General features: G+C 72.0%; 20 protein-coding genes and 1 other RNA gene. 13 read left to right on the forward strand and 8 right to left on the reverse strand.

Annotation, left to right across the window (positions count from 1 at the left end; genetic code table 11):
* Positions 1–5: 5 nt before the first annotated feature.
* From ACFZBP_RS14495 to ACFZBP_RS14515, 5 genes are all read right to left on the reverse strand, one after another.
* Positions 6–2,324: a CDP-glycerol glycerophosphotransferase family protein gene (locus tag ACFZBP_RS14495; RefSeq protein WP_391413151.1), complete on the reverse strand. Its 2,319-nt coding sequence runs from the start codon at positions 2,322–2,324 to the stop codon at positions 6–8.
* A 168-nt stretch (positions 2,325–2,492) separates the two neighbouring features.
* Positions 2,493–3,362: an ABC transporter permease subunit gene (locus ACFZBP_RS14500; RefSeq protein WP_391413153.1), complete on the reverse strand. Its 870-nt coding sequence runs from the start codon at positions 3,360–3,362 to the stop codon at positions 2,493–2,495.
* Entirely contained in the window at positions 3,359–4,705 is a 1,347-nt protein-coding gene (locus ACFZBP_RS14505) for an ABC transporter permease subunit (protein WP_391413156.1), read from the reverse strand. The genes ACFZBP_RS14500 and ACFZBP_RS14505 overlap by 4 nt, the downstream gene beginning before the upstream one ends.
* A 4-nt stretch (positions 4,706–4,709) precedes the next feature.
* Positions 4,710–6,092: an extracellular solute-binding protein gene (locus ACFZBP_RS14510; protein WP_391413158.1), complete on the reverse strand. Its 1,383-nt coding sequence runs from the start codon at positions 6,090–6,092 to the stop codon at positions 4,710–4,712.
* A 240-nt stretch (positions 6,093–6,332) separates the two neighbouring features.
* Complete coding sequence (locus ACFZBP_RS14515) at positions 6,333–9,908, reverse strand: FHA domain-containing protein (protein ID WP_391414083.1); 3,576 nt, start codon at positions 9,906–9,908, stop codon at positions 6,333–6,335.
* Positions 9,909–10,268: 360 nt separating this feature from the next.
* On the opposite strand from ACFZBP_RS14515, the gene ACFZBP_RS14520 reads away from it, so the two are divergent.
* From ACFZBP_RS14520 to ACFZBP_RS14535, 4 genes are all read left to right on the forward strand, one after another.
* The gene (locus tag ACFZBP_RS14520) at positions 10,269–11,945 is read left to right on the forward strand and encodes a protein kinase (protein WP_391413160.1); all 1,677 of its coding nucleotides are present in this window, start codon (positions 10,269–10,271) and stop codon (positions 11,943–11,945) included.
* Positions 11,946–12,080: 135 nt separating this feature from the next.
* A complete protein-coding gene (locus tag ACFZBP_RS14525) occupies positions 12,081–13,325 on the forward strand; it encodes a serine/threonine-protein kinase (RefSeq protein ID WP_383458849.1) in 1,245 nt (414 codons plus the stop codon).
* A 429-nt stretch (positions 13,326–13,754) separates the two neighbouring features.
* Entirely contained in the window at positions 13,755–14,861 is a 1,107-nt protein-coding gene (gene prfB, locus ACFZBP_RS14530) for a peptide chain release factor 2 (RefSeq protein WP_383458851.1), read from the forward strand.
* 294 nt (positions 14,862–15,155) lie between these two features.
* Positions 15,156–15,788: an LPXTG cell wall anchor domain-containing protein gene (locus tag ACFZBP_RS14535; RefSeq protein WP_391413163.1), complete on the forward strand. Its 633-nt coding sequence runs from the start codon at positions 15,156–15,158 to the stop codon at positions 15,786–15,788.
* Positions 15,789–15,889: 101 nt separating this feature from the next.
* Here ACFZBP_RS14535 and ACFZBP_RS14540 read toward each other — a convergent pair whose 3' ends face one another.
* On the reverse strand, positions 15,890–16,081 hold the full coding sequence (locus tag ACFZBP_RS14540) for a hypothetical protein (RefSeq protein ID WP_048586204.1): 192 nt from the start codon (positions 16,079–16,081) through the stop codon (positions 15,890–15,892).
* Positions 16,082–16,411: 330 nt separating this feature from the next.
* Here ACFZBP_RS14540 and ftsE point away from each other — a divergent pair, with 330 nt between their 5' ends.
* From ftsE to dacB, 8 genes are all read left to right on the forward strand, one after another.
* A complete protein-coding gene (gene ftsE / locus ACFZBP_RS14545; RefSeq protein WP_030051349.1) occupies positions 16,412–17,101 on the forward strand; it encodes a cell division ATP-binding protein FtsE in 690 nt (229 codons plus the stop codon).
* A gap of 37 nt (positions 17,102–17,138) precedes the next feature.
* Complete coding sequence (gene ftsX / locus ACFZBP_RS14550; RefSeq protein WP_383458856.1) at positions 17,139–18,056, forward strand: permease-like cell division protein FtsX; 918 nt, start codon at positions 17,139–17,141, stop codon at positions 18,054–18,056.
* A 68-nt stretch (positions 18,057–18,124) separates the two neighbouring features.
* Positions 18,125–19,300: a S41 family peptidase gene (locus ACFZBP_RS14555; RefSeq protein WP_383458858.1), complete on the forward strand. Its 1,176-nt coding sequence runs from the start codon at positions 18,125–18,127 to the stop codon at positions 19,298–19,300.
* A 59-nt stretch (positions 19,301–19,359) separates the two neighbouring features.
* Positions 19,360–19,902, forward strand: a complete 543-nt coding sequence (gene smpB / locus ACFZBP_RS14560) for an SsrA-binding protein SmpB (RefSeq protein ID WP_391414085.1) — start codon at positions 19,360–19,362, stop codon at positions 19,900–19,902.
* A gap of 111 nt (positions 19,903–20,013) precedes the next feature.
* Positions 20,014–20,382, forward strand: a transfer-messenger RNA (tmRNA) gene (gene ssrA / locus ACFZBP_RS14565).
* 204 nt (positions 20,383–20,586) lie between these two features.
* Entirely contained in the window at positions 20,587–21,666 is a 1,080-nt protein-coding gene (locus tag ACFZBP_RS14570) for a DUF4232 domain-containing protein (protein ID WP_391413166.1), read from the forward strand.
* A gap of 77 nt (positions 21,667–21,743) precedes the next feature.
* On the forward strand, positions 21,744–22,730 hold the full coding sequence (locus tag ACFZBP_RS14575; protein WP_391413168.1) for a PHB depolymerase family esterase: 987 nt from the start codon (positions 21,744–21,746) through the stop codon (positions 22,728–22,730).
* Positions 22,731–22,843: 113 nt separating this feature from the next.
* On the forward strand, positions 22,844–24,385 hold the full coding sequence (gene dacB / locus ACFZBP_RS14580; RefSeq protein WP_391413170.1) for a D-alanyl-D-alanine carboxypeptidase/D-alanyl-D-alanine-endopeptidase: 1,542 nt from the start codon (positions 22,844–22,846) through the stop codon (positions 24,383–24,385).
* A gap of 13 nt (positions 24,386–24,398) precedes the next feature.
* On the opposite strand, the gene ACFZBP_RS14585 is transcribed toward dacB, so the two are convergent.
* On the reverse strand, positions 24,399–25,244 hold the full coding sequence (locus ACFZBP_RS14585) for an NAD(P)H-binding protein (RefSeq protein WP_391413172.1): 846 nt from the start codon (positions 25,242–25,244) through the stop codon (positions 24,399–24,401).
* A 110-nt stretch (positions 25,245–25,354) separates the two neighbouring features.
* On the opposite strand from ACFZBP_RS14585, the gene ACFZBP_RS14590 reads away from it, so the two are divergent.
* Positions 25,355–25,720 carry a winged helix-turn-helix transcriptional regulator gene (locus ACFZBP_RS14590; RefSeq protein ID WP_383458871.1) on the forward strand — a complete coding sequence of 122 codons (366 nt, stop codon included), beginning with the start codon at positions 25,355–25,357 and terminating at the stop codon, positions 25,718–25,720.
* A gap of 20 nt (positions 25,721–25,740) precedes the next feature.
* Here ACFZBP_RS14590 and ACFZBP_RS14595 read toward each other — a convergent pair whose 3' ends face one another.
* Positions 25,741–26,523 carry a DUF899 family protein gene (locus ACFZBP_RS14595; RefSeq protein WP_391413174.1) on the reverse strand — a complete coding sequence of 261 codons (783 nt, stop codon included), beginning with the start codon at positions 26,521–26,523 and terminating at the stop codon, positions 25,741–25,743.
* Positions 26,524–26,668 lie beyond the last annotated feature (145 nt).

The following is a 26,668-nucleotide window of genomic DNA, read 5'->3' on the forward strand; positions in this document are numbered from 1 at the left end:
GTTCTTCAGGAGGCCGAGTCGGCTTTCGTCTCAATGAGCGGGACCGCATCGCCCTTGAGGGGCGCGGGGAACTGCGCGACCCGCCACGACGGCGCCGCAGACGACCGACGACCTGTCGCGGCACTCTCCGCGGTAGGCGACGGAACGGGGTGACGCCGGTCCAGCGGTACGACCGGCGGCAAGCCGCTCTCGCCCAGCACCACATGCCGTACGACCCGCTCGGCGGCACGCCCGTCGTCGTGCGGGCAGAACCGCTCCCGGAACGCCGACCGCAGCTGCACGGAACGCGAGCCCCGCCAGTGCCCGGTGGCGAAGATGTCGATCAGCTCGTCCTCACTGCGCGCCACCGCGCCCGGCGGGAAGGACCGCAGGTCGAAGTAGGTGCCACGGGCGGCCTCGTACACCTCGGCGTCGTCGGCGTGGATGACGATCGGCCGGTCGAGGTTGGCGTAGTCGAACATCAGGGACGAGTAGTCGGTGACCAGGGCGTCCGAGGCGAGGCACAGCGACTCGACGCTCGGGTGGTCGGTGACGTCGATGAGCCGGCCGGGCTGGGTGGCGTCGGTGAGCGGCCCGCCGTGGCGGTGGTGGGCGCGGGCCAGGACGACATAGCGGGGGCCCAGGCGGCGCAGGACGCGGGGCAGGTCGAGTGTGGTGCGCTGGGTGCGGCGGTAGTCGCGGTGGGTGGGGGCGTACAGGATCACCACCGAGCCCTCGGGAATGCCGAGCTGCTCCCGGATCCGGGTCACGTCCGCCGACGTCGCCTGCTGGAAGACGTCGTCGCGCGGGCTGCCGTACTCCAGGGTCCGGTACGTGCCCGGGTGGACGCGTTCCCACGTCAGGGTGGAGTGGCGGTTGGCGGAGACCACGTAGTCCCACTTGTCGACGTTGTCGAGGAGCTCGTCGACGTCCAGGTCACCCGCGGCGGCCGGGCGTTCCCGCAGGTCCAGGCCCTGGTGCTTGAGCGGGGTGCCCCGCTGGGTCTGCACGAAGACCTGGCCGGGGCGCTTGACCAGACGGCGGTCGAAACCGGCGTTGTGGACGAGGTACTTGGAGCGCGCCAGGGCCGTCCAGTAGGCGGCCGAACCGGGGCGCAGACGTCGGCTGCCGGACGGCACGGTGTCGGTCTGCTCGGCGTCGGTGACCCAGGCCGTGCGGATGTGCGGCGCGTGGGTGCGGAACGCCTGCTCCAGGGCGCCCGGATGGCAGCCGTGACCGCGGACGCCCTCGGCGGCGAACACGGCACGGTCGGCGCGCACGGGCAGGCTGCGCTGGAGGCGGTAGTGCAGCCGCAGGACGGCAGAGCGCGCCCCCTTCAGCAGTCGGCCCGTGACCTTGGCGGTGCGCCGGGCCACGGCGAACGTCAGCTGCAGGACGCGGTACGTGCGGTGCAGGCCCAGCCGGATCAGGGTGTGGTGGACGCGGGCGCGCGGCGGTACGGGGACGCCGGGGGAACGGTAACGACGGTAGTGGGTGCGGGCCTTGCGCAGGAACGCGGCGCGGCTGCGGCGCGGGAGACGGTCCCGCCGGGCGAACACCACCACCAGGTGGTGGACCATCCGACGGAACAACATCGGCCGCCAGCGGGCGAGTTCGGGGTGCTGGTCGACATACGCGAAAACCCGCTCGTACTGCTCGAAGATGTCGAAGTGCCGCGGGCTGACCGTGCCGAGGATGGCGCCCCGGCGGCGCTGCCGGTAGTGCACGCACACCCGGTCCAGGGTCGCGATCGACTCCGCCGTCATCAGGACCGGGTACGTCCACGGGGTGTCCTCGTAGTAGCCGGGCGGGAAGGCGAAGCCCTCCTCCTCGACGAACTCCCGGCGGTACGCCTTGTTCCAGGCCACCATCAGCAGCCGCAGCAGCGCCGGCCGGTCCGCGAGCCGGAAGGGGGCCGGGCCCTCCTCCGAGAGCAGGGTCGCGACCTGGTTGCGGATCGTCTCGCCGGTCCAGAAGGTCCGCGCGTAGTCGTAGACCAGGACGTCCGGCTCGCCGGTCTCCTTCAGCCGGTCGGCGATCGCGTGCAGGGCGTCCGGGGTGAGGGTGTCGTCGCTGTCCAGGAAGATCAGGTAGTCGCCGGTGGCCGCCGCGACACCGGCGTTGCGGGCGGGCCCGAGGCCCTGGTTCTCGGTGAGGTGCACGGGACGTACACGCTGGTCGCGGGCGGCGAACTCGTCGATGATCGCGCCGCACGCGTCAGGCGAGCAGTCGTCGACGGCGATCACTTCGAGATCGGGGTACGACTGGGAGAGCACGGATTCCAGGCACTCGTGCAGGTACGCCTGCACCTTGTACGCGGGGACGATGACACTGAACCTGGGCAAGGGACATCCACTTGGTCGACCGGGACGGTGGGCGGCGAGCGCGCCTTGCCCGGCAACGGCCAAAGGAGTGACTTGGTTACGGAGAGGTACGGCATACGGGGGATCGCGGATGAACGGAAAGGGGCGGCCCGATGACGGCCCGCCCCCTCAAGTGTGCGTCCCCTTGCGCTACTTGACCGCACCCGCCATCACGCCGGACACGAACTGCCGCTGGAACGCGAAGAACACGACCAGCGGGATCACCATGGAGATGAACGCGCCGGGCGCCAGGATGTCGATGTTGTTGCCGAACTGCCGTACCTGGGTCTGCAACGCGACCGTGATCGGCTGGCTGTCGGCATCCGTGAAGATCAGCGCGACCAGCATGTCGTTCCACACCCACAGGAACTGGAAGATGCCGAGCGCGGCGATCGCCGGGCCGCCGAGCGGCATCACGACACGGAAGAACAGCCGCAGTTCACCGGCGCCGTCCAGCCGGGCCGCCTCCAGCAGCTCCCGTGGGATCTCGGCGAAGAAGTTCCGCAGCAGGAACACCGCGAACGGCAGCCCGAAGCCGACATGGAAGAGGATCACGCCGATCAGGGAGCCGAAGATGCCGATGTTGCCGAACAGTTCGGCGATCGGGATCAGTGCCACCTGCACCGGCACCACCAGCAGCCCGACCACGCCCAGGAACCACCAGTCGCGGCCCGGGAACTCCATCCACGCGAACGCATAGCCCGCGAGCGAGCCGATGACGACGACCAGGGCCGTCGCCGGGACGGTGATCAGCACGGTGTTCAGGATCGAGTCGGTGATGTCGCTGTTGCCGAGGAGCTTGTCGTAGCTCTCGAAGGTGAGCTGGGAGGGCTTGCTGAAGACCTCCCACCAGCCGCTCACCGTCATCTCCTCCGGCGGCCGCAGCGACGACAGCAGCAGACCGATCGTCGGGACCAGCCAGAACAGGCCGACGACGACGAGGAACACCCGCACCAGCCCACCGCTGACGAACCCGGCGAGCCTCTCGCCGAGGGACTGCTCGGCCTTGACGGTCGTCATCGCCGTACCTCCCGCCGCAGTCGACGAACGTTGAACCACATCACGGGAATCACCAAGAGCAGCAGGAACACCGCGATGGCGCTGGCGATGCCCGGCTGGTCCTCGGAGAAGCCCTTGCGGTAGAGCTCCAGGGCGAGGACGTTCGCGTCGTCCTGGGAGGAGCCCGGGGCGATGATGAAGACCAGGTCGAAGACCTTCAGGACGTTGATCATCAGGGTGACGGTGACGACCGCGAGGACGGGGGCCAGCAGGGGCACGGTGACCCTGCGGAACACCTGCCACTCGCCCGCGCCGTCGACGCGGGCCGCCTCCAGCAGTTCGCGCGGGATGCCCGCCAGCCCGGCCGCGATCAGCACCATCGCGAAACCGGCCCACATCCAGATGTACGAGACGATGATGGACGGCGTGACGAGGGACGGGCCGAGCCAGTCCACGCCGTTGTACGGCTCCTTGAAGTTGTCCGGCGGCAGCCGCAGCTGGGCCCCTTCGGCGGCGGCCGGCAGCGTGAACGTACCGTCGTCGGCGGCGTTCGTGGCGGCGACGACCTTGCCGTCCTTGACGGCCTCGATCCTCATCCCGGCGTAGCCCAGCTCGGCCGCGTCGACCCCGCCGAGCGTGCCCACGCCCTTGCCGCGGGTGAAGTCCTGCCAGGTGGTGCCGGTGATCCCGGCCGGATCGGCCTTCGCCGGTACGGCCTTCTTCGCGTCGTCCGGCATCTGGTCGGGGGCGACGCCCACGAGGGGCAGCCGGACCGGGGTGCCGGCGCTGACGGTGGCCTTGGTGATGAAACCGCCGCCCGGCGCCGCTTCGAGCGGCGACTCCCGGCCCGGGTGGGCCTTCGGGAACGCCGACGACTGCGCGAAGGTGTCGTGGACGCCCACCCACACCGCGTTCGCGACGCCCTTGTCCGGGTCCTGGTCGTAGACCAGCCGGAAGATGATGCCCGCCGCCAGCATCGAGATCGCCATCGGCATGAAGACGACCAGCTTGAACGCCGTGCCCCAGCGGACCCGTTCGGTCAGCACCGCGAAGATCAGACCGAGCGCGGTGGCGACGGTCGGGGCGAACACCACCCAGATGACGTTGTTCTTGAGGGCCGTGCGGATGCCGTCATCCGTGAAGAGCGCCTGGTAGTTGTCGAACCCGGCGAATCCGTCGCCGGACTGGTCGTAGAAGCTGCGGATGACCGAGTACCCGATCGGGTAGACCACGAGCGCGCCGAGCAGCACCAGGGCGGGCAGCAGGAACAGCGCCGCCACGGCCCTGCGGGTGCCGGTCACGCTCCTGCGCGACTTGGGTGCGGCAGGAGGCGTGCCGCCCCCTGCCGCCTGTGTCGACGCCATCGCGTCAGTTTCCGTACGCCGCGGCCGCGTCGGCTTCCAGCTTCGCCTGCGTGCCCGCGACGTCCGACGGGTTCTTCAGGAAGTCCTGCAGGGCCTTCCACTCGCCCTTGCCGGGCGTGCCGCCGAAGGCCTGCGGGGCCTGGTCGGACATGTCGAAGCGGAAGTCGTCACCGGAGTCGATGAGCGCCTTGGCGATCTTCCGCTGGACGTCGTTCGGGTACGCCGAGTTGTCGACGTTCTTGTTCGGCGAGAGGTAGCCGCCGAGCTTCGCCTGGATCGTCGCCGCGTCCGGGGAGGCGAGCCAGGTGGCCAGCGCCTGCGCCGCCTTGGAGTCCTGGAGGATGACGGCCGCGTCGCCGCCGGACACGACGGGCGCGGTGTCACCGACGGTCGGGAACGGGAAGACCTTCGCGTCCGTGCCCACCTCGGCCTTGGCCTGCACGATGTTGACCTGCGCGAAGTCGCCTTCGTAGACCATGGCGGCCTTCGGCTGGTCGCCGCCGGTGAAGGTCTGGGTGACGGAGGCCGGGAAGTCCGTCTGGAGGGCGCCGGTCGCGCCGCCCGCCACATAGTCCTTCTTGCCCCACACCTGGGCGAGCGTGGTCAGCGCGTCCTTCACGGACGGGTCGGTCCACTTGATCTCGTGCTTGGCCAGCTGGTCGTACTTCTCCGGACCGGCCTGGGAGAGATAGACGTTCTCGAACCAGTCGGTGAGGGTCCAGCCCTCGGCGCCGCCGACCGAGAACGGCGTGACACCGGAGTCGTAGACGGTCTGGGCGGTGGTGAGCAACTCGTCCCACGTCTTGGGCTCACTCGCCCCGGCGTTCTCGAAGACCTGGTTGTTGTACCAGATCAAGGACTTGTTGGCGGCCTTGTAGTAGACGCCGTACTGCTTGTTGCCGACCTTGCCGATGTCCTGCCAGCCCTGCGAGTAGTTCTCCTGGAGCTCCTTGATCGCGTCGGCGCCGAGCGGCTTGGCCCACTTCTTGTCGACGGCCTGCTTGATCGCGCCGGGCTGCGGAAGCATCGCGATGTCCGGCGGCTGGCCGCCCGCGACCTTCGAGCCGAGGAAGTTGATGATCGGGTCCTGTGCGGGCACGAAGGTCACCTTGGCGCCCGTGCGTTTCTCGAACTCCGCGAGGACCTTCTTGAAGTTGGCCTGTTCGGCACCGGTCCAGACGGCGGCGACCTCCAGGGATTCGCCGTTCAGCTTGGGAAGGGTGACGGTGCTGCCGGTCTCCTTGCCGGTCCCGCCCTGTTCGTTGCCGCTGCCGTTGTCGTCATCGCCACCGCATGCGGTGAGCGAGACCGCGAGGGCGCCCGCGACTACGGCCGCCGCGGCCCGTGCGGCCCTGCTTGTCCGGTTCCTGCTGCTCGTGCTGCGCATGACTGCCCCGTTCTTCGTGCATCGTCGAACGTTCGAGCGCTGTCCCGTGCGATCTGGTCTACGCCTTGGGTTTGGGGGCGGCAAGACCGCGTCCGCTGTCAAGCGGGGGATCGTGACCGCCTCGTGACCAGGCACCCTGCGTCGGTGTGAACGTCGCTGGGGGCTGCCGCCCCCAGACCCCCGCTATCGGCCTGAACGGCCTCGTCCTCAATCGCCGGACGGGCTGATTCTGCCCAGGGGCTACAGCAGTGACGGCACCTCGGTCGCCGATACCTCCCGCGCCGCCCTCTCCAGCGCGCTGGCCAGCAACGCAAGATCCGTGGGTCCGTTGCCCAGCTCGCGGACCGGGCGGCGGGCCGGCGGGTCGCCCATGCGGTGCCACTCCAGCGGGACGACCGTGGGCCGCAGTGTCGCCGTCCGCGGGATACGCCCCGTGACCCGGCCGCCCTGGAACGGCACCGCTCTTCCGTCCGCCCGGGTCAGCCGCCCACGCCCCGGCGCCGGCTCGTCCGGCCCCGCCGTCACCGCGTCCAGCGTCACCCGCAGCGTCGCCCGGCGCGCCGGCTCCGACTCCGCCGTACGGCCCCCGACGCCCGCCGCGGCCACCAGATGCACCCCGAGCCGCTCGCCCTCCCGGGCCACGGCCTCCAGCGCGCGGATCACCGAACCCGCGGCGGGCCTGCCGGTCGAACCCAGCGCGGGCGACACCAGCGCGTCCAGGTCGTCCACGACCACGACGAGCCGGGGCAGCGGCGGCACGGCCTGCGCCTCGGCCTGCCGACGGGCCGCCCCCGGCCGCAGCCGGATCGTCGAACTGGGCGGCGAGTCCAGATCCCCCGTGAAGTCCCCGCCCCCGCTGCCGGTCCCGGCGCCGCCCGCCGCGCGCTGTGCGACCACCCGGCCCGACAGCGCGCGCCCCGTGTGCCACTCGGCGAAGTCCGACCGTCCCAACAACTCGGCGCGCCGCTTCAGCTCCGCGCTCAGCGACTGGGCGAACTCCCGCATCCGGACGGGGTCGTTGGCGGTGAGGTGGGTGGTGACATGGGGGACGTCCGTGCAGACCCGCAGCCCGTCGCCGTGCGCGGCGCCCGCGCCGACGCCGTCCCGGCCGTCTATCAGCACGACGCCCAGCCGGTCCGGCCGCTCGGCCGCGGCCAGCGAGGCGACCACGGCCCGCAGCAGCTCCGTACGCCCGCTGCCGGGCGGCCCCTCGATCAGCAGGTGCGGTCCGTCGGCGCCGAGGTCCACGCCGACCGGGCCGCGCGGTCCGGCCCCGAGCACGGCACACGCCCGGCCGCCGAGGGCCTCCGGATCGTCGGCCGCGTCGGCCCACCGCGCCATCAGCGACGCCGGGGTGGCCCGGGCCAGCCCCAGCTCGTCCAGCAGCCGCGCCGCCTGAGGCAACGGGACCGACACACGCGCGTGCCGCTCCCCGACGGCACCCTCCGTACGCAACGGCGCCAGCGCCCGCGCGAACCGCTCCGCCCAGGCGAGCGAGACGGCGTCCACCGCGGCGACGGTGCCGTGCCCGACCGGGCCTTGGGCGGGCGAGAGGGCGGAGGCGGCGGAAGCCATGGGGCCCTGCCTTGCGGCGTCGTGGCCGACCGAGCCGCGGCCGACCGGACCGAGTGCGCCCGTGCCGTGGCCTGCCGGGCCGTGAGCGTCGTCCGTGGAGGCGCGGCCGTCAGGGCCCCGATCGGCGGCACCCGCCCGGGACGCGTCCAGCGCGCGCGGGTCGGCCTCCGCCCCGGTCCCGGCCTGAGCGACCGCCGGGACCGCCCCGGCCCGTGCCACTCGCACCAGCCGCAGCGCCGTCGCCACATCTCCGCTCAGCAGCCCGACCGCCCCGCACTCGCGGAACGCCGGCGCCACCGTGCACGCCGCCTCATAGGTCTCCGTCACCGGCGACGCGGGCGAGGCCGCGGCCGTCTCGGCGAGGCACACCACGTGAATACCGGCCCGCGGGCCCTCCAGCGCCAGCCGCGCCACCGCCTCGCGCAGATCGGCGCCCCCGGGGTCGCCGTCCACCACGACCACCGTGTACGGCCCCGCGAACCCGTCCGCAGTCCCGTCGCCCGACTCCTCGTCCCGCGCCCAGGAGGGCCGGCGAACGGCACGCCGGTCCGGGACCGGGCCGTCCGTGACGGTGACCGGCGTCCGGGCCGGGCTCGCCTCGGTGGTCCCGTCGCCCGACTCCGCCGCCAGGTCCTCCAGCCGCCGCAGCAACTCCTCCGTCCGGGCCGCCGCCTGCTCGCGGTCGTAGGCCAGCAGCAGTCGGCAGTCCTGGCCGTGCCCGGGCCGGACATGCGGCAGCCAGCCCAGCCAGGCCCACTCGGCGGTGCGCTCCTCCAGGGGGCGGGAGCGGTCCGCGCTGATCAGGACCGTTTCCAGCACGTCCGGCGAGTGCAGCGCGGCGAGCTGGGCGATCACCGCGCGGGCCAGCCCGGCGAGCCGCTCGCGCGGACCGGCCAGCCCCAGCGCCCCGACCTCCCGTAGATCGGCGGTCACCGGTACGGCGGGCAGCAGTCCCGAGCCGTCGGGGGCCGCGCGGTCGGCGGTGCCGAGCCGCACCGTGAGCGCCTCCGGGTGGCCCGGTGCGCGCTCCCACAGCCGGGGGCCGGGGCCGAGGGCCGTCAGCAGCAGCGACGCCGGGTCCGGCCAGGTCTCCGGCTGCCGGGAGCCGGTCGTCGCCGTGGGGAGCCCGGGCGGCTCGGCGGGCGGCGCCTCGTCGTCGTACGCGTCACGGCCGGTCGGCGCGTCCTGCTCGCCGCGTGCGCCCGTCAGCCGTCGCGCCCATGCCGTGAGCCCGCCGCGCCTGCGCACGCCGGGCGGCACGTCGGTGCCCCGCAGCGGGGTGCCCTTGCGGCGGCTGCCGGCGCCTGCGTCCTCGGGGCTGCCGTCCTCGTCCTCGTGACCCGCGTCGAGCGCGCCCACCCCGAAGCCCGCGCCGTGGGTGTCGCCCGCGCGCGGTGCCGGGAGCGGCCTCCCGGACCCGCCGCCGTCCCGTTCGATCCGCGGCGCCCCGCCCTGCACCGGTACGCCGGGCCGCTCGACCGGGCCGTGGTCCCGGGCGGTCGCGTCGCCGCCGTCCGCCACGCGCGCGTGGGGCACCGGCGCCCCCGCTGCCGAGGGCGGGCCGGCCACCGCGTCGACGCCCTGGCCGGCGGCCGGGACGCGGGTGTGCCCCTCGCCGTCCGGCTCCGTCCGCACCCGCGCTCCCGGGCCCCCGGCCGGAGCCAGCCGCAGCGCCGACTCGCCGATCCGCAGCAGCGCGCCCGGCGCGAACCGCACCGGGCGGGTGGTCACACGGGTGCCGTCCAGCGTCGTGCCGTTGGTGGAGCCCAGGTCGGCGACCGAGACACGGCCGTCGGCGGCGACCGTGACCGCGCAGTGCAGCCGGGAGACGTCCGGGTCGTCGAGCGGTACGTCGGCCTCGGCGGAGCGGCCGATGCGGATCTCGCCGCCGTGCAGCAGATGGACCCCGCCCGCGTCCGGGCCGGCCACGACCTGGAGCTGGGTCGGGGCGTCGTCCAGCTCGGGGTGGGGTTCGGGGGCCGCGGGGGCGCCCAGGGACAGCACGGCGCCGTCTATCAAGGGGGGCTCGCCGAGGGTGCTGCGCCGGTCGTCGAGCCGCTCCGCGCCCGCGTACAGCACGACCGGGCCGTCGCCCGCGGACACCGCCGAGGCGAGCGCCGACGCCACCGCGGCCAGGGCCGTACCCGCGGGCGCCGTGACCAGCACGTCGCAGCTCGCGGCGCGTCCTCGCGCCGGGGCGGACGGGGCCAGCGGGTCTACGACGGTCAGCCGGATCTGCATCGGCGTCAGCGGTCCCTTCTGCGAGGGCGCCAACCACCCCCACCCCACACGAGCACATCGGCCAGTACTCCACGCACTGCACGCATCCTCGCACCTGCCACTGACAACGCGCCCCCCGCCCGAAGGCAAGTGATCTTGATTGGTCGGCTCTGCCCGCAAAAGTGCCTGACAAGTGCACCGCCGGCGATCAGTTGAGATCGCTCACTTCCGCTTGCGGCAACCACGAGACAGAGCCGAGCGTCTTTCCTTCGAACATGTACGGGAAGCCATACGTAAGACGCACAGAATGACGACAGGCCGGTGCCCGGGGGCACGGCACTACAGTGGTTCGGAACGTAGGCAAGCAGCAGGGAGCGCGACGTGCGGCCGGTAGGCAGCAAGTACTTCCTCGAGGAGCCGCTCGGTCGCGGCGCCACGGGGACCGTCTGGCGAGCCCGCCAGCGGGAGACCGCAGGCGCTGAGGCGGCCGTGCAGGGGCAGCCCGGCGAGACCGTCGCGATCAAGGTCCTCAAGGAGGAGCTCGCCAGCGACGCCGACATCGTCATGCGGTTCCTGCGGGAGCGCTCGGTCCTGCTCCGGCTGACCCACCCCAACATCGTCCGGGTCCGCGACCTCGTCGTCGAGGGCGAGCTGCTGGCCCTGGTCATGGACCTCGTCGACGGCCCCGACCTGCACCGCTACCTGCGCGAGAACGGCCCCTTCACCCCGGTCGCCGCCGCCCTGCTCACCGCGCAGATCGCCGACGCCCTCGCCGCCAGCCACGCCGACGGCGTCGTCCACCGCGACCTGAAGCCCGCCAACGTCCTGCTCCAGCAGAACGGCGGCCAGATGCACCCGATGCTGACCGACTTCGGCATCGCCCGCCTCGCCGACTCCCCGGGCCTGACCCGCACCCACGAGTTCGTCGGCACGCCCGCCTACATCGCGCCCGAGTCCGCCGAGGGCCGCCCGCAGACCTCCGCGGTCGACATCTACGGCGCCGGCATCCTCCTCTACGAGCTCGTCACCGGCCGTCCGCCGTTCGCCGGGGCTTCGGCCCTGGAGGTCCTGCACCAGCACCTGAGCGCCGAGCCGCGCCGCCCGTCCACGGTCCCCGACCCGCTCTGGACGGTCATAGAACGCTGCCTGCGCAAGAACCCCGACGAACGGCCCAGCGCCGAGAACCTCGCCCGTGGCCTGCGCGTCGTCGCCGAGGGCATCGGCGTGCACGCGAACTCCGCGCAGATCGCCGCCGCCGAGGGCGTCGCCGCGCTGCTCGCGCCCGACCCCGCGCCGGCCACCGTGCCGGGCTCGGCCGACCCCACCCAGGTGCTGCAGCACGGCTCGGCGCCGGGGGCGTACGACCCGAACGGCGCGACCAGCGTCCTGCCGCACACCGGCGCCCCCGGTCCGACGGGCGCCGCCGACCCGACGGCCGTGATGCCGTCCATGCCGCCCGGCCCGCCCGGACAGCAGCCCGGTCAGCCCGGCCCCGAGGAGCCGCACCCCTGGCAGAACCAGCTGCGGGCCGCCCGGGACCGCAACGAGCAGACCCAGGTCCAGTACCTCGACCCCAACCAGGACCCGCTGCGCCGCCCCCAGCGCCAGGTCGCCCGCCCGCAGCAGCAGCCCCAGCACCCGCAGCAGCAGCGGCCCCCGCAGGGCCGGCCGCAGCAGGGCTACGGCCATCCGCAGCAGCACCAGCCGCAGCCGTACGCCCCACCGCGTCAGCCGCAGCAGCAGCCCCAGCGGTACGCACCGCCGCCCGCGCCGGAGCCGCAGCGGCCGCAGCGCGAGCCGCGTCAGCCCCGGCAGCGCAGCGCCAACCCGATGCGGATCCCCGGGCTCGGCTGCCTCAAGGGCTGTCTGTTCACGATCATCATCCTGTTCGTCGCGGGCTGGCTGATCTGGGAGCTGAGCCCGCTGCAGGACTGGATCGGCACGGGCAAGGGCTACTGGGAGCAGCTCAGCGACTGGTTCAGCACCGTGTCCGGGTGGATCGGGGACCTGGGCGGGGGCTCGGGCGGGGGCTCGGGCGGGGGCTCGGGCACCAACTGATGCTGGGTCACCACCCGGTCGGCGTCGGCTGGTTTGGTTATTTGTCGACATCTGGCGGGTGATTTCCGCCTCGGCGGTGAAGGTTGGCTCCTCGGACGCGTAGTTTTAGCGACACACGCGTCTGTAGGAGCAGCCTTGGCACGGAAGATCGGCAGCCGGTACACCGCCAACCAGATCCTGGGGCGGGGCAGCGCCGGCACGGTGTGGCTGGGCGAGGGACCCGAGGGGCCCGTCGCCGTCAAACTGCTGCGCGAGGATCTCGCGTCCGACCAGGAGCTCGTCGGACGCTTCGTGCAGGAGCGCACGGCGTTGCTGGGCCTGGAGCATCCGCACGTGGTCTCCGTGCGTGACCTGGTGGTCGACGGCAACGACCTCGCGCTGGTGATGGACCTGGTCCGGGGTACCGACCTGCGCACCCGGCTCGACCGCGACCGGCGGCTCGCGCCCGAGGCGGCGGTGGCGATCGTCGCGGACGTCGCGGACGGGCTCGCGGCGGCGCACGCGGCCGGGGTCGTGCACCGGGACGTCAAGCCGGAGAACGTCCTGCTGGACATGCAGGGCCCGCTGGGCCCGGGCGGCGCGCACCCCGCCCTGCTGACGGACTTCGGTGTGGCGAAGCTCATCGACTCACCGCGGCGCACGCGCGCCACGAAGATCATCGGGACCCCGGACTACCTGGCGCCGGAGATCGTGGAGGGCCTGCCGCCGCGGGCCGCGGTAGACATCTACGCCCTCGCCACCGTCCTCTACGAGCTGCTGGCCGGCTTCACGCCGTTCGGCGGCGGCCACCCCGGGGCCGTGCTGCGCCGCCACGTCACGGAGACGGTGGCGCCGCTGCCCGGCATCCCCGACGAGCTGTGGCAGCTGATCATCCAGTGCCTCGCGAAGGCGCCGGCCTCGCGGCTGCGGGCGTCCGAGCTGGGGGCGCGGCTGCGGGAGCTGCTGCCGCTGGTGGCCGGGATGCCGCCGCTGGACGTGGACGAGCCGGACGCGGAGGCCGCGGAGGACGAGGCTCCGGTGGCGGCGGAGGAAGCGGCGCCGGTGGGGGAGCGGGTGCGGCGGCGGGGGGCGGTGCCGTTGGTGCCGGGGGCGAAGCCCGCCGACTCCAACCGGGACACGCATACGTCGATGAGGGTGCCGGGGCCCGATGAGCTGGCCGGGGGTGCGCGGGGGACGGCTCGGGTGCCGCGGGCCGCCGGGGCGCCTCGGCCGGGGTCGGCTCGGCACCGGGCGGTGGCTCGGCGGCGGCGGGTGGTTCTCGGGGCGGCCGCGGTGGCGTTGGTCGCTGCGGCGGGGGTGGGGACGTGGCTGGCGACCTCGGGGGACGACGCTGACGCGACCCCCCAGGACACGAACAACTCGGCCCCGGCAACCCCCTGACCTTCCTCGCCCCCGCCGCCCCTACCCGTCCCATCCCTGGGGGCTCCGCCCCCAGACCCCCCTGATCGGCCCTGCGGGCCTCGTCCTCAAACGCCGGACGGGCTGAAAGGTCGCGCGCAGCGGGTGGGTGGGGGTGGGGGTTCGGGATGGTGGTGGGCTTGTCCTCGAACGCCGGACGGGCTGAAAGGTCGCGCCCAGTGGGTGGGTGGGAGTTCGGGAGGGTGGTGGGCTTGTCCTCGAAACGCCGGACGGGCCGAGATGGACAGCCGGGCCCCGAGGTTCGGAGTCCAGCCTCTTGGCCGACCGAGACGGGTGGTGGGTGGGCAAAGGTCCGGGGGTCCAGGGGGCGGAGCCCCCTGGTGACGCCGGGTTTGTCTCGGCCAAGGGCTCCAGGGCCTCGGCGCTTGGCGGAGCCGTTACGCTGGAGGCGTGGCAGTCGTCGACGTATCCGAAGAGCTCAAGTCCCTCTCCTCGACCATGGAGTCGATCGAGGCCGTTCTGGACCTCGACAAGCTGAGGGCAGACATCGCCGTGCTCGAGGAGCAGGCGGCCGCGCCGTCCCTGTGGGACAACCCGGACGAGGCGCAGAAGATCACCAGCAAGCTCTCCCACCTCCAGGCGGAGGTGAGGAAGACCGAAGCCCTCCGCGGTCGTATCGACGACCTCGGCGTTCTCTTCGAGATGGCCGAGGAGGAGGACGACCCGGACACCCGTGCCGAGGCCGAGTCCGAGCTCGCCGCCGTCCGCAAGGCGCTGGACGAGATGGAGGTGCGGACGCTCCTCAGCGGTGAGTACGACGCCCGTGAGGCGCTCGTCAACATCCGCGCCGAGGCCGGTGGCGTCGACGCCGCCGACTTCGCCGAGAAGCTCCAGCGGATGTACCTGCGCTGGGCGGAGCAGAAGGGCTACAAGACCGAGGTCTACGAGACGTCGTACGCCGAAGAGGCCGGCATCAAGTCGACCACCTTCGCCGTCCAGGCGCCGTACGCCTACGGCACCCTCTCCGTCGAGCAGGGCACCCACCGGCTCGTCCGTATCTCCCCCTTCGACAACCAGGGCAGGCGGCAGACCTCTTTCGCCGGCGTCGAGGTCCTCCCCGTGGTCGAGCAGACCGACCACATCGAGATCGACGAGTCCGAGCTGCGCGTCGACGTGTACCGCTCCTCCGGCCCCGGCGGCCAGGGCGTGAACACCACCGACTCCGCGGTGCGGCTCACCCACCTCCCCACCGGCATCGTCGTCTCCTGCCAGAACGAGCGGTCGCAGATCCAGAACAAGGCCACCGCGATGAACGTCCTCCAGGCCAAGCTGCTCGAGCGGCGCCGCCAGGAGGAGCAGGCCAAGATGGACGCCCTCAAGGGCGACGGCGGCAACTCCTGGGGCAACCAGATGCGGTCGTACGTGGTGCACCCGTACCAGATGGTCAAGGACCTGCGCACCGAGTTCGAAGTCGGCAACCCCGAGGCCGTGTTCAACGGTGAGATCGACGGGTTCCTCGAAGCCGGAATTCGCTGGCGCAAGCAGCAGGAGAAGTAACTTTGTCGACAAGGCAACTGCCGCCACCTCGGCGGTAGTTGCCTTTTCTGTGCCTGCATGTCTGGGTTTTACATCACACTCACAGGCTCCAAACCCTGGCATAGCTCCCGTATTTGGACATGGCGGCCGCAAACGGCCTTGACGTGTCTTTGAAAAATGGGAAGGGTAAAGCGTGGCATGCGTATCTCTGGGGCGCATGTGAACCGGGGGGCTCGAGTTGCAGTACCACTCCCGTCGATCACGGACCCCGAGCGCCGCCTCACTGACGATTCAGCTACTGGGGGTAGCAACCACATGACGAAGAAGACGCGGGTCCGTATCGCGCGCCTCGCGGCCGGTGCCGTGATCGCGGCTGGTGCTTCGATCACCGCTGCGGGTGCCGCATCCGCCGCGCCGTCGGAGGACTGCCTGCTGGGCATTTGCCTCGGAGACCCGAACGACCCGACCGACCCGCCGGCTCCCACCGACCCGCCGGTTCCGACGGACCTCCCGACCGACCCGGTCCCCACGGAGGAGCCCACCATCCCGACGGACCCGACGGTGGACCCGACGGAGCCGCAGGAGCCCACCCAGGACCCGACCATCGACCCGACCGACCCGACCGACCCGACCGACCCGGGTGACGACGACAACGGGAACGGCAACGGGAACGGCAACAACGGCGGCGGTAACGACAACACCGACCCCGACGGTGGCACGTCCCCGCAGGAGGAGGGCTCCTCCTCGCTGACGGACACCGGCACGGAGACCACCGGTACCGGCTCGGGTGCCAGCACCTCGGCCCAGGGCGGCGGTGACGAGCTCGCCGAGACCGGTGCCGCTCAGACCACGTTCCTGCTGGTCGGCGCCGCCACGATGATCGCCGGCGGTATCGGCTTCCGTATCCTGCCGCGCCTCGTGGGCGGCCGTGGCGGTGCGGCTGCCTGACGGTAGCCGGTCGTCCACGCTGCGTGATTCACGCCGTACGGCCGAGGGGCCCGGAGCGCGCTCGCTCCGGGCCCCTCGGCATGTCCGCCGCCAGGTCCCGCCTACGCGGTCTGGTGCGCCAGCAGGGCCACCGCCGCGATCAGCACCGCCAGCAGGGCGATCAGCGTCATCGGGTTCAGACCCGCGAACGGGTTCTCCTGCTGGAGCCGCTCACGGTTCGCCCGGCACACGGGGCAGCGGCCCTCACTCACGGGTGCGGCACAGTTCGCGCACACCAGCCGGTCGTACGTCATTGCCGCCCTCCTAGCCGGTTCCCTCCGGGGGTTCAACGGGTGGGGTCCCGTCAATGTTCCCCTCCTCTACTGTGCCAGGTTCCTCCGGAAAGGGCTCGGGCGCTCTGGGAGGGGTGGTTGCCATTGTCTCGCGGCTGCGGGGCGTGTGGGGCTGGTCGCGCCCACGCGGCGGAGCCGCATGTCGATACAGCCCCGCGCCCCCGCCGATCGTCAATGAGCGAACCCCGCACAAAAGTGCACAAGGGGCGCGCAACCCTCCTGGCGACTGCGCCCCCGCCCCCGGTTCGCGTATGGTCCCCCCATCTACCCCCGGCGACCCGTGGTGCATCCGTGATCCGATTCGACAACGTCTCCAAGGTCTACCCCAAGCAGAACCGCCCCGCACTCAGGGATGTGTCCCTGGAAGTGGAGAAGGGCGAGTTCGTGTTCCTCGTGGGGTCCTCGGGCTCCGGAAAGTCCACCTTCCTGCGGCTGATCCTCCGCGAGGAGCGGTGCAGTCACGGGCAGGTGCACGTTCTGGGCAAGGACCTCGCGCGCCTGTCCAACTGGAAGGTGCCGCAGATGCGGCGCCAGCTGGGGACGGTGTTCCAGGACTTCCGGCTGCTGCCGAACAAGACGGTCGCCGAGAACGTGGCCTTCGCGCAGGAGGTCATCGGCAAGTCCCGCGGTGAGATCCGCAAGTCCGTCCCGCAGGTGCTCGACCTCGTCGGGCTCGGCGGGAAGGAGGACCGGATGCCCGGTGAGCTGTCCGGTGGTGAGCAGCAGCGCGTGGCGATCGCGCGCGCGTTCGTCAACCGGCCCAAACTGCTGATCGCGGACGAGCCCACGGGCAACCTCGACCCGCAGACCTCCGTCGGCATCATGAAGCTGCTCGACCGGATCAACCGGACCGGTACGACGGTCGTGATGGCCACGCACGATCAGAACATCGTGGACCAGATGCGCAAGCGCGTCATCGAGCTGGAGAAGGGCCGCCTCGTCCGCGACCAGGCGCGCGGCGTCTACGGCTACCAGCACTGACCCCCGTAGAAGTCCGGAAAGGCCTGAAGAAGCCGCCATGCGCGCCCAGTTCGTACTCTCCGAGATCGGTGTCGGTCTCCGCCGCAATCTGACGATGACGTTCGCCGTCGTCGTCTCCGTCGCCCTGTCGCTCGCCCTGTTCGGCGGGTCGCTCCTGATGAGCGACCAGGTCAACACGATGAAGGGCTACTGGTACGACAAGGTCAACGTCTCGGTCTTCCTGTGCAACAAGGCCGACGCCGAGTCCGACCCCAACTGCGCCAAGGGCGCGGTCACCGAGGACCAGAAGAAGCAGATCCTCACCGACCTGGACAAGATGACGGTCGTCGAGAAGGTGACGTACGAGTCGCAGGACCAGGCGTACAAGCACTACAAGGAGCAGTTCGGCGACTCCCCGCTGGCCGCCTCGCTCACGCCGGACCAGCTGCAGGAGTCGTACCGGATCAAGCTGAAGGACCCGGAGAAGTACCAGGTCGTCGCGACCGCCTTCAACGGGCGCGACGGCGTGCAGTCCGTGCAGGACCAGAAGGGCATCCTGGACAACCTGTTCAAGCTGCTCAACGGCATGAACTGGGCGGCGCGCGCGGTGATGGCGCTAATGCTCGTCGTCGCGCTGATGCTGATCGTCAACACGGTGCGTGTCTCGGCGTTCAGCCGTCGGCGGGAGACCGGGATCATGCGTCTGGTCGGCGCCTCCGGCTTCTACATCCAGGCGCCGTTCATCATGGAGGCCGCGGTCGCCGGGCTCATCGGCGGGACGGTCGCCTGTGCGTTCCTGGTCATCGCGCGGTACTTCCTCATCGACCACGGTCTTGCCCTGGCCGACCAGCTGACCCTGGTCAACTTCATCGGCTGGGAAGCCGTGTTGACCAAGCTGCCGCTCATCCTCGCGACGAGCCTGCTGATGCCCGCGTTGGCGGCGTTCTTCGCGCTGCGCAAGTATCTGAAGGTGTGACCAACGCCAAGGGGGCCGTACGGGCAACGGACCGTGCGGCCCCTTCGCGTTGTCCTAGACTCACCGGCATGTCAGGTCGTGACCTGTTCTGTCAGCCCCGCCGCTTCGGCCGCGGGGCCGCCCTGACATTGGTGTTCGCGAGCGTGCTCGTCGCCGGTGCGGCGACCGGCTCCCTGCCGGGCGACCGGAAATCCTCAGCCGACGCGGCCGGTTCGGCCGCCCCCGCGGGTCGGCACGTGGACGTCGCCGCGGCGGCCGCCGAGGCCATGGCCGCCGGCAAGTCCCCGGTCGAGGCCGCCGAACGCGCGGTCAGCCGCAGCGGGGACCGCTGGGGCGCCGTCTACTCCGAGGGCGAGTACGAGGAGTTCGAGGAGGCCCTCGACGGCGAGTACACCGGCGTCGGGCTGTGGGCCAGGCGCGAGCGGGACGGCCGTATCGAGGTGACGAAGGTGCGGGCCGGGTCGCCCGCCGCCACCGCCGGGATCCGCTCCGGCGACCTGTTGCGCAGCGTCGACGGCCGGACGGTCGACGGGCGTCCGGTCACCGAGGTCGTCTCGTTACTGCGGGGCGACGCGAAGGACGCGCCCGCCGGGACGCCGGTGAAGGTGGGCCTGGAGCGCGGCACGCGCGCGTGGGACCTCACGCTGCGCCGCGCCCGGCTGTCCACCGACTCGGTCACCGTCCGGGAACTCGCGGGCGGTATCACCGTCATCCGGATCTCCTCCTTCACCAAGGGCTCCGGTGACGCGGTCCGCGAGGCCGTCCGGCAGGCCCCCGCCACCGCCGGCGTCGTGCTGGACCTGCGCGGCAACTCCGGCGGCCTGGTCACCGAGGCCGTCACCGCCGCCTCCGCCTTCCTCGACGGCGGCCTCGTCGCCACCTACGACGTCGACGGCGACCAGCGCGCCCTGCACGCCGAGCAGGCCGGCGACACCGGCAGACCCCTGGTCGCGCTCGTCGACGGCGGCACGATGAGCGCGGCCGAGCTGCTCACCGGCGCCCTCCAGGACCGCGGCCGCGCGGTCGTCGTCGGCACCCGCACCTTCGGCAAGGGTTCGGTCCAGATGCCGAGCCGCCTTCCCGACGGCTCCGTCGCCGAGCTGACCGTCGGGCACTACCGCACCCCCTCCGGGCGGGCCGTCGACGGCCGGGGGATCACCCCCGACCTGGAGGCCGACCAGGGCGTCCTGGAGCGGGCCGAGACGGTTCTCAGCGGGCTCGGCGAGTCGTCGGGCGGCTCGTAAATCGGCTTTCCGCCCACCCCCTCCGTAGTGCGAAAATGGACGGCACTATGAGCAAGGGAATGTACGTACCGAAGGAGTCCCAGCCCAAGCAGGGCGGGGCGGCCGCGAAGGCCAGGGACGGCGAGAAGGGCGGCAAGCGCAAGATCGTCGCCCAGAACAAGAAGGCCCGCCACGACTACGCGATCATCGACACCTATGAGGCGGGCCTGGTCCTCATGGGCACCGAGGTCAAGTCGCTGCGCGAGGGCCGCACGTCGCTGACCGACGGCTTCGTCCAGATCGACCGGGGCGAGGCGTGGCTGCACAACGCCCACATCCCGGAGTACCACCAGGGCAGCTGGACCAACCACTCCGCGCGGCGCAAGCGCAAGCTCCTGCTGCACCGCGAGGAGATCGACAAGCTGGAGGCCAAGGCACAGGAGACGGGTCACACGATCGTGCCCCTAGCCCTGTACTTCAAGGACGGCCGGGCCAAGGCCGAGATCGCGCTCGCGCGAGGAAAGAAGGAGTACGACAAGCGGCAGACCCTGCGGGAGAAGCAGGACCGGCGGGAGTCGGACCGGGCGGTCGCGGCGGCGAAGCGGCGGCAGCGGGGCGTCTGACGGGCGGGAATACAGTGGCATCGGCGTGCGTTGGTCACGTACGATGGGACCAACACCGGGCCAGGCATCGGTGTGCGCATTGAGCTGTTTTTAATTGAATAGTGGCAACATGGGGATGATCGGTTTCGACAGCGGCTGTTGAAGCAGGGGAAGCGTGTCGAGGAAGCGGCAATGATCTCGTAAACCATATGTCGCAAAAAATAATCGCCAACACCAAGCGCGATTCCTTCGCCCTCGCTGCCTAAGTAGCGACTTGCGAAGTGTCAGCCCGGGGCTGTTCCCGACCCGGATCCTGGCATCAGCTAGGGAACTAAACCTTGATCCCGGTCACGGGGTGAAGAGGGAAACCAAACAGTGACTGGGCCCGTCGGCGACTTGTTCGCGTGATCGCCGGGGCCGAGAAAATCGCAGCGAACTGCACACGGAGAAGCCCTGATTCTGCACCGTTGGACGCGGGTTCGATTCCCGCCATCTCCACGATCAGGAGGTTCTCGGACCTCCAGTCACCCATGTGGGCAAAGGCCCCGCCGCCTTCGGGCAGCGGGGCCTTTGTCATGCCGGAGGCCGGGCCCGCCCCCGCCATGACACGCCCGGACCGCGTCCTTCGTGATCTGTGACAGCGCTGTGACCGGAGGTGTGGCTTCCGTCACAGCCTGCGGGTCGCCACCCTGGTGAGCTGGGCGGATGCCTACCGCCTCGCGCACCGTCCCCGCCGCCCTCGCCGGTGTCCTGCTGCTCGCCGCGTGCGGTTCCCAGAGCGCCACGCAGGGCGACGACACGACGGGGGCACGTGGCGCCGGGGCGCCGGTCGACGCCGCCGCGCTGTGCCCCTCGGGCCACTCCCAGTACGGCAGCCTGCCGTCCTCCGCCGGGGACGACCCGTCCGTCGCCCCGTCCGGTACGCCGACGCCGCTGCCCCTGCCCTCCGCCACCGGTCCGGACGAGGACGGCGTGCAGGTCACCGGCCTGTACGCCTGGGATGCGGGGAGCGGCTGCAAGGCCGACTACTCGGCCACGTTCGAGATCACCAACTCCGATACGAGGACGGCCACTTACACGGTGACCTTCTCCTTCCGCTCGTCGTCCGGCGGCGCCGTCGACAACGTCGAGCAGACCGTCCAGGCCGTCGCGCCGGGGCAGACGGCCAAGGCAACCGTCGCCATGAAGGCCGAGGCCATGCACGCGCCCGAGGTGTCGGGCGTCGACGTGCTCAGGGTGCGCAGCGTTCCCGCCGACGAGGCGTCGTCCGCCTCGGGGTCGTGCCCCGCGTCCGGGGTGCATGTCTACGCGGACCAGGGGGACGCCGCCATGGGCTTGCGCGTCGTCGGACTGCATCTGGTCAACTGCGGCACCAGGACCTACGAGCTCGACGGCTACCCGAAGCTCGAACTCCTCGACGAGCGCCACGGCTCGGTGGACGGTGTGCGGATCCTCCAGGGGACCGGCCGGATCAGCACCGCCGTCGGCGGGGACGGCAGCCCGCAGCCCATGGCCCTGCGGCCCGGTGAGGCCGCCCAGTCGACGATCGCGTGGCGGAACACCACCGGGTTCGGAGATCCGGTGAACGTGCCGTACGTCCGGGTGCGGGCCAAGTCAGGTGCCGACCCCGTGATCGTCCAGCCCGAGCTGGACCTCGGGACGACGGGACAGCTCGGCGTCGGGCCGTGGAAGAAGGACGAGACGTTCCGAGCGACCGGCACCGGCACCGAGCGGCCGACGCCGCCCCTCCCGTCCCCTGTCTCGCCGGACTTCCCGTCCCCCTGAACCACCATGGCGGAGGCGGCCGTTGTGGTGTCCGACTCCATATCGACGGGTCGGTCGGGCTTCTACGGTCCCTCCGCATGACACAGACCAGAGCCGCAAGCCGTCGGATCCTCCTGGGGGCGACCCTTCTCGTCGCCGCCCTGATCGCCGCCCTCCTCTCGCCGGGCAGAGCCACGGCCGCCTCGCTCCAGGAGGTGACCGGGTTCGGCGCCAACCCCGGTGCGCTGCGCATGTTCCGGTACGTCCCCGACGGGCTGCCCGTCGGCCGGCCCGTGGTCGTCGCGCTGCACGGCTGCACCCAGAACGCCTCCGGGTACGGCACCGGCAGCGGCTGGCTCCAACTCGCCGACCGCTGGGGCTTCTCCGTCGTCCTGCCGCAGCAGCAGACCGCCAACAACGCCTCGTCCTGCTTCAACTGGTTCGAGAGCGGCGACATCGCGCGCGGTCAGGGCGAGGCCGCGTCCGTCGCGCAGATGGTCGACCGGCAGCTCGCCGACACCTCCGGTGACCCGGCGCGGGTGTATGTCACCGGGCTCTCCGCCGGGGGCGGGATGGCGGCCGTGATGATGGCGGCGTACCCGGAGAGGTTCGCGTCGGGCGGGATCGTCGCCGGGCTGCCGTACGGGTGTGCGCAGGCCGCCGGGTCGCCGTGGGTGTGCATGTACGTCGGGGCGACGCAGACCCCGAAGCAGTGGGGCGACCGGGTGCGCGCCGCCCGGCCCGGGTATGCCGGGCCCTGGCCCGCGCTCGTCGCCTTCCAGGGCACGGCCGACTACACCGTGAAGCCCGTCAACATGACCGACCTGGTGCGGCAGTGGACCGAGGTGCACGGAGCCGATCAGGTCGCCGACGTGAGTGACTCCGTCGCCGGGTATCCGCACCAGGTCTTCCGGGACGCGGGCGGGCGAGCGGTCGTGGAGACGTACAGCGTCACCGGGATGGGGCACGGCCAGCCCGTCGACCCGGGGAGCGGGAGCGAGCAGTGCGGGAGCGCCGGGGCGTACGTCCTGGACGTGAACCTGTGTGCCGCGTACCGGATGGGGCGGACCTGGGGGCTGGGCTGAGCGGGCCGCGGGACCCGAGGCGCTCTGTTGCCGGGGGCGGTTGTCCGGGATGCTGCTGAAGCATGAGCGGACCCGTGAGAAGTTCCGGGAGATGCTTCAACTCCCGTAGACGCATGTGGACCTGGCCCGTCGCGGTGGCGCTCGTCGCCGCCGTTCTCGGGCCCGGCGCGCAGGCCGGTGCGGACGCGGACCGTACCGGTCTGCCGGAGGCCGTCGACACCATTCTGGGCGATACGCGGATGGAGGGCGGCGTGGCGAGCGTGGTGATCGCGGACGCCGGCACCGGTGAGCTCCTCTACCAGCGGCTGCCCTCGACCCGGCTGATGCCCGCCTCCAACACCAAGCTCGCCACCTCGGCCGCGGCCATGGAGATCCTCGGACCGGAGTACCGGTTCACCACCGACGTGCTGGCCACCGGGCGGCGGCACGGTTCCGTGCTGCGCGGCGACCTGTATCTGCGCGGCACCGGCGACCCGACCCTGCTCGCCGACGACTACGACGAGTTGGCCGCGCGCGTCGCCGCGGCCGGGATCAGACGCGTGGACGGACGGCTGCTCGCCGACGACACCCGGTTCGACGATGTACGGCTCGGGCGGTCCTGGGCCGCCGACGACGAGACCTCCTACTACTCCGCGCAGATCAGCGCGTTGAGCGTGGCGCCGGACACCGACTACGACACCGGGACCGTGATCGTCACGGTCGCGCCGGGGGAGGAGGCCGGTGCCGAGCCGGTCGTGTCCGTCACCCCCGACACCGACTACGTCGACATCGACGTACGGGCCACGACCGTCGCCGCGGGCGGGGCGAACGACCTCACCGTCGAGCGGGAGCACGGCACGAACACGGTCGTGGTCAGCGGGACGACCCCGGTCGGCGGGTCCGGCGCCAAGGAGTGGGCCACCGTGTGGGAGCCCACCGGATACGCCGCCGCCGTCTTCCGGGACGCGCTGGCGGAACACGGGGTCAAGGTGGGCGGCCCCACCCGGCTGGGGCGGCAGACGCCGGACACGGCCGTGGAGTTGGCCTCCCATCGGTCCATGCCCCTGAGGGAACTGCTCGTCCCGTTCATGAAACTGTCCAACAACATGCACGCCGAGATCCTCACGAAGGCCATGGGGTACAAGGCCTCACGGCAGGGGAGCTGGGGCGCCGGGCTGGCCGCGATCAGCGGCTACCTCAAGGGTGTGGGCGTGGACGCCGGGAAGGTGCGGCAGGTCGACGGGTCCGGGCTCTCGCGGATGGACAACTTCCCCGCCGGGCAGCTCGTCGAACTGCTCCTCGCCGTGCGCGCCGAGCCCTGGTACGCCGACTGGTACCGCTCGCTGCCCGTCGCCTGCGCCCCCGACCGGTTCGTCGGCGGCACCCTGCGGGCACGGATGTGCGGGACGCCCGCCGCGCTCAACGCCCGTGCCAAGACAGGGTCGTTGACGGGGGCGTCGGCGCTCTCCGGGTACGTCACCGGCGCCGACGGCCGGGAACTCGTCTACGGCATCGTCCTGAACAACTATCTGGCCTCGTCCGTGAAGCCCCTGGAGGACGCCATCGTGGTCACGCTGGCCGGCTCGACCGCCGAGGCCGCGACACCGGCCGCCACGCTCAGGAGCGGGGCGAGGGCCGACGTCGAGTGCTCGTGGCGCAAGCCGCTCTCCTGCTGAGACGGCACCGGCCTCACGCGAAGGCGTGGGCGTTGCGCCGCGCCCACCCGGTGAACGGCCCGGCCGGGCGGCCGAGGAGCTTCTCGACGTCGGGGCTGACCCGCTGTTCGGCCGGGAGGGGCTCGCCGAGGATGTCGAGGGTGCCGTCGATCACCGGCTCGGGCATGAACCGCGCCATGTGCTCGCGTGCCTGCGCACGGGTCAGCTCCACGAAGCCGACCTGCTCGCCGAGTGCCTCGGAGAGCGCCGCGGCCTGCCGGCGCGGGGTGACGGCGGCCGGTCCGGTCAGTTCGTACGTCTGTCCCGCGTGGCCCTCGTCGCGCAGGACGACGGCGGCGGCCTCGGCGATGTCCGCCGGGTCCACGACCGGCAGGGCGACGTCGGCGAACGGGGCGAACACCGTGCGCCGGGTGCGGACGGACTCGCTCCAGGCGTAGGCGTTGGAGGCGAAGCCGCCCGGCCGCAGGATCGTCCAGGCCAGGCCCGAGGAACGTACGGCCTCCTCGAACTCCCGCAGCCTGCCGTGCGAGGGCGCGTCCGGGCGGGTGCCGTTGATCTGCGAGGAGAGCAGGACCACGCGGCGCACCCCGGCCTCCCCGGCGGCCGCCAGCACCTCGGCCGCGGGCGCGCCGCCGCCGTGCAGGTCACCGGCGAGCAGGAGGAACAGGGCGTCCGCGCCGTCCAGGGCCGGGCCCAGGGTGGCGGGGGCGGCGAGGTCGGCGCGGACATGCCGGGCGCCCTCCGGGAGGTCGTGGGGGAGGGGGTTGCGGGACACGGCCGTCACCTTCTCGCCCGCGCGGGCGAGCGCCTCGACGAGCGGGCGGCCGACATTTCCGGAGGCTCCGGTCACAGTGATCACGAGAACTCCCAAAGTCATGGAAAACGGGTGGAGTTGAGCGATGTCCGTGACGCTAGCATCCTGGGTATAGTAGGTACCTAGAGGAAAGTGACTTCCCTGGGAGGGGCCTGATGGGCGGTGACTCGGAGCAGGCGTGTCCCGTCTCGCCGGTCGTGGATCTCGTCTTCAGCCGCTGGACGACGCCGATCCTGTGGACGCTGAACGAGTTCGGCCGGCAGCGTTTCGTCGAACTCCAGCGGGCCGTCGGCACCATCACGCCGAAGGTCCTCACCCAGCGGCTGCGTCAGATGGAGCGTGACGGCCTGGTCGTGCGCACGTACCACCCGGAGGTGCCGCCCCGGGTCGAGTACGAGATCAGCGAGCTCGGCCGCAGCCTGGCCCCGGTCTTCGCCCACCTCGCCGACTGGTCCGCGCAGAACCTTCCGAAGGTCGAGCGGGCCAGGCGGGAGTTCGACGGGGCGGGCGGGCAGGCGTAGGGGCTTTCGCCGCCGGCGCGTCAGTGGTGGTGGCCCTGCCGGCCGAGGGTGTCCACGGGGGTCGCGCCGGGGCGGGTCCACTGGGGGACCGGGCGGCTGGTCGGGCCCCAGGTGGCGTTTCCGTCCGCGTCCGAGCGCCAGGACCAGCACGCGTTGCCGCCCTTGGGCCAGCCCTCGGGGTTGTCCTCCCAGGTCTCGCCGCGGCCGTAGGGCGTCATGTCGAGCAGGCCGAGGGAGCCGTTGACCCGCTCGTTGCCGCGGCCCGTCGTGGAGTAGGTGAGGAAGGCGCGGTCGCCGTCGCGCAGATAGCTGGTGAGGTACCCCATGTCGCCGCCGGCCGGCCCGTCCACGCCGCGCACCGAGTACCAGGGCTGGGTGTAGCCCATGAACTCGACGTAGGCGGCCACCTCGTCCCAGCGGCCCGTGGTCAGGACGGCGAACGACACACCGCGGGCGTTGAGGTAGGCGGCGTCCGGCAGATGCCAGGCCGTGGTGGTGCAGCCCTCGCACTGCCCCTGGTGCGGCGCGCCGTCGTACCACATGTGCTTGTAGGCCACGAGCTCCTCGCGCCCCTGGAACAGGTCCAGGAACGGCACCGGCCCGTCGGGCCCGACGACCTCGACGGTCCCGTCGAACTCCACCATCGGCAGCCGCCGGCGGGCCGCGGCGATGGCATCACCCTCGCGGGTGTGGGCCTTCTCCCGGACCAGCAGCTCGTCCCGGGCGGCCTGCCAGGTGGCCAGGTCGACGACGGGCGGGCGGCCGGGCAGCCCGGTGTTCGGTTCGTCCGGCGTGGTCGTCATGGCGTCCTCCGTGGCGTCTCGTGTAGCGGGCACCGCCGTAGCCGTCCTACGCCGGTCACCACACCAGACTCCCGGCCCACCCGAAACTCATCGCGCCGCCGCGCCCCTCCGAAGCCCCCTCACGCGATGGCCCGCGGCGCCGTCC

It is taken from the genome of Streptomyces sp. NPDC008086, from assembly GCF_042957325.1.
GTDB lineage: Bacteria > Actinomycetota > Actinomycetes > Streptomycetales > Streptomycetaceae > Streptomyces.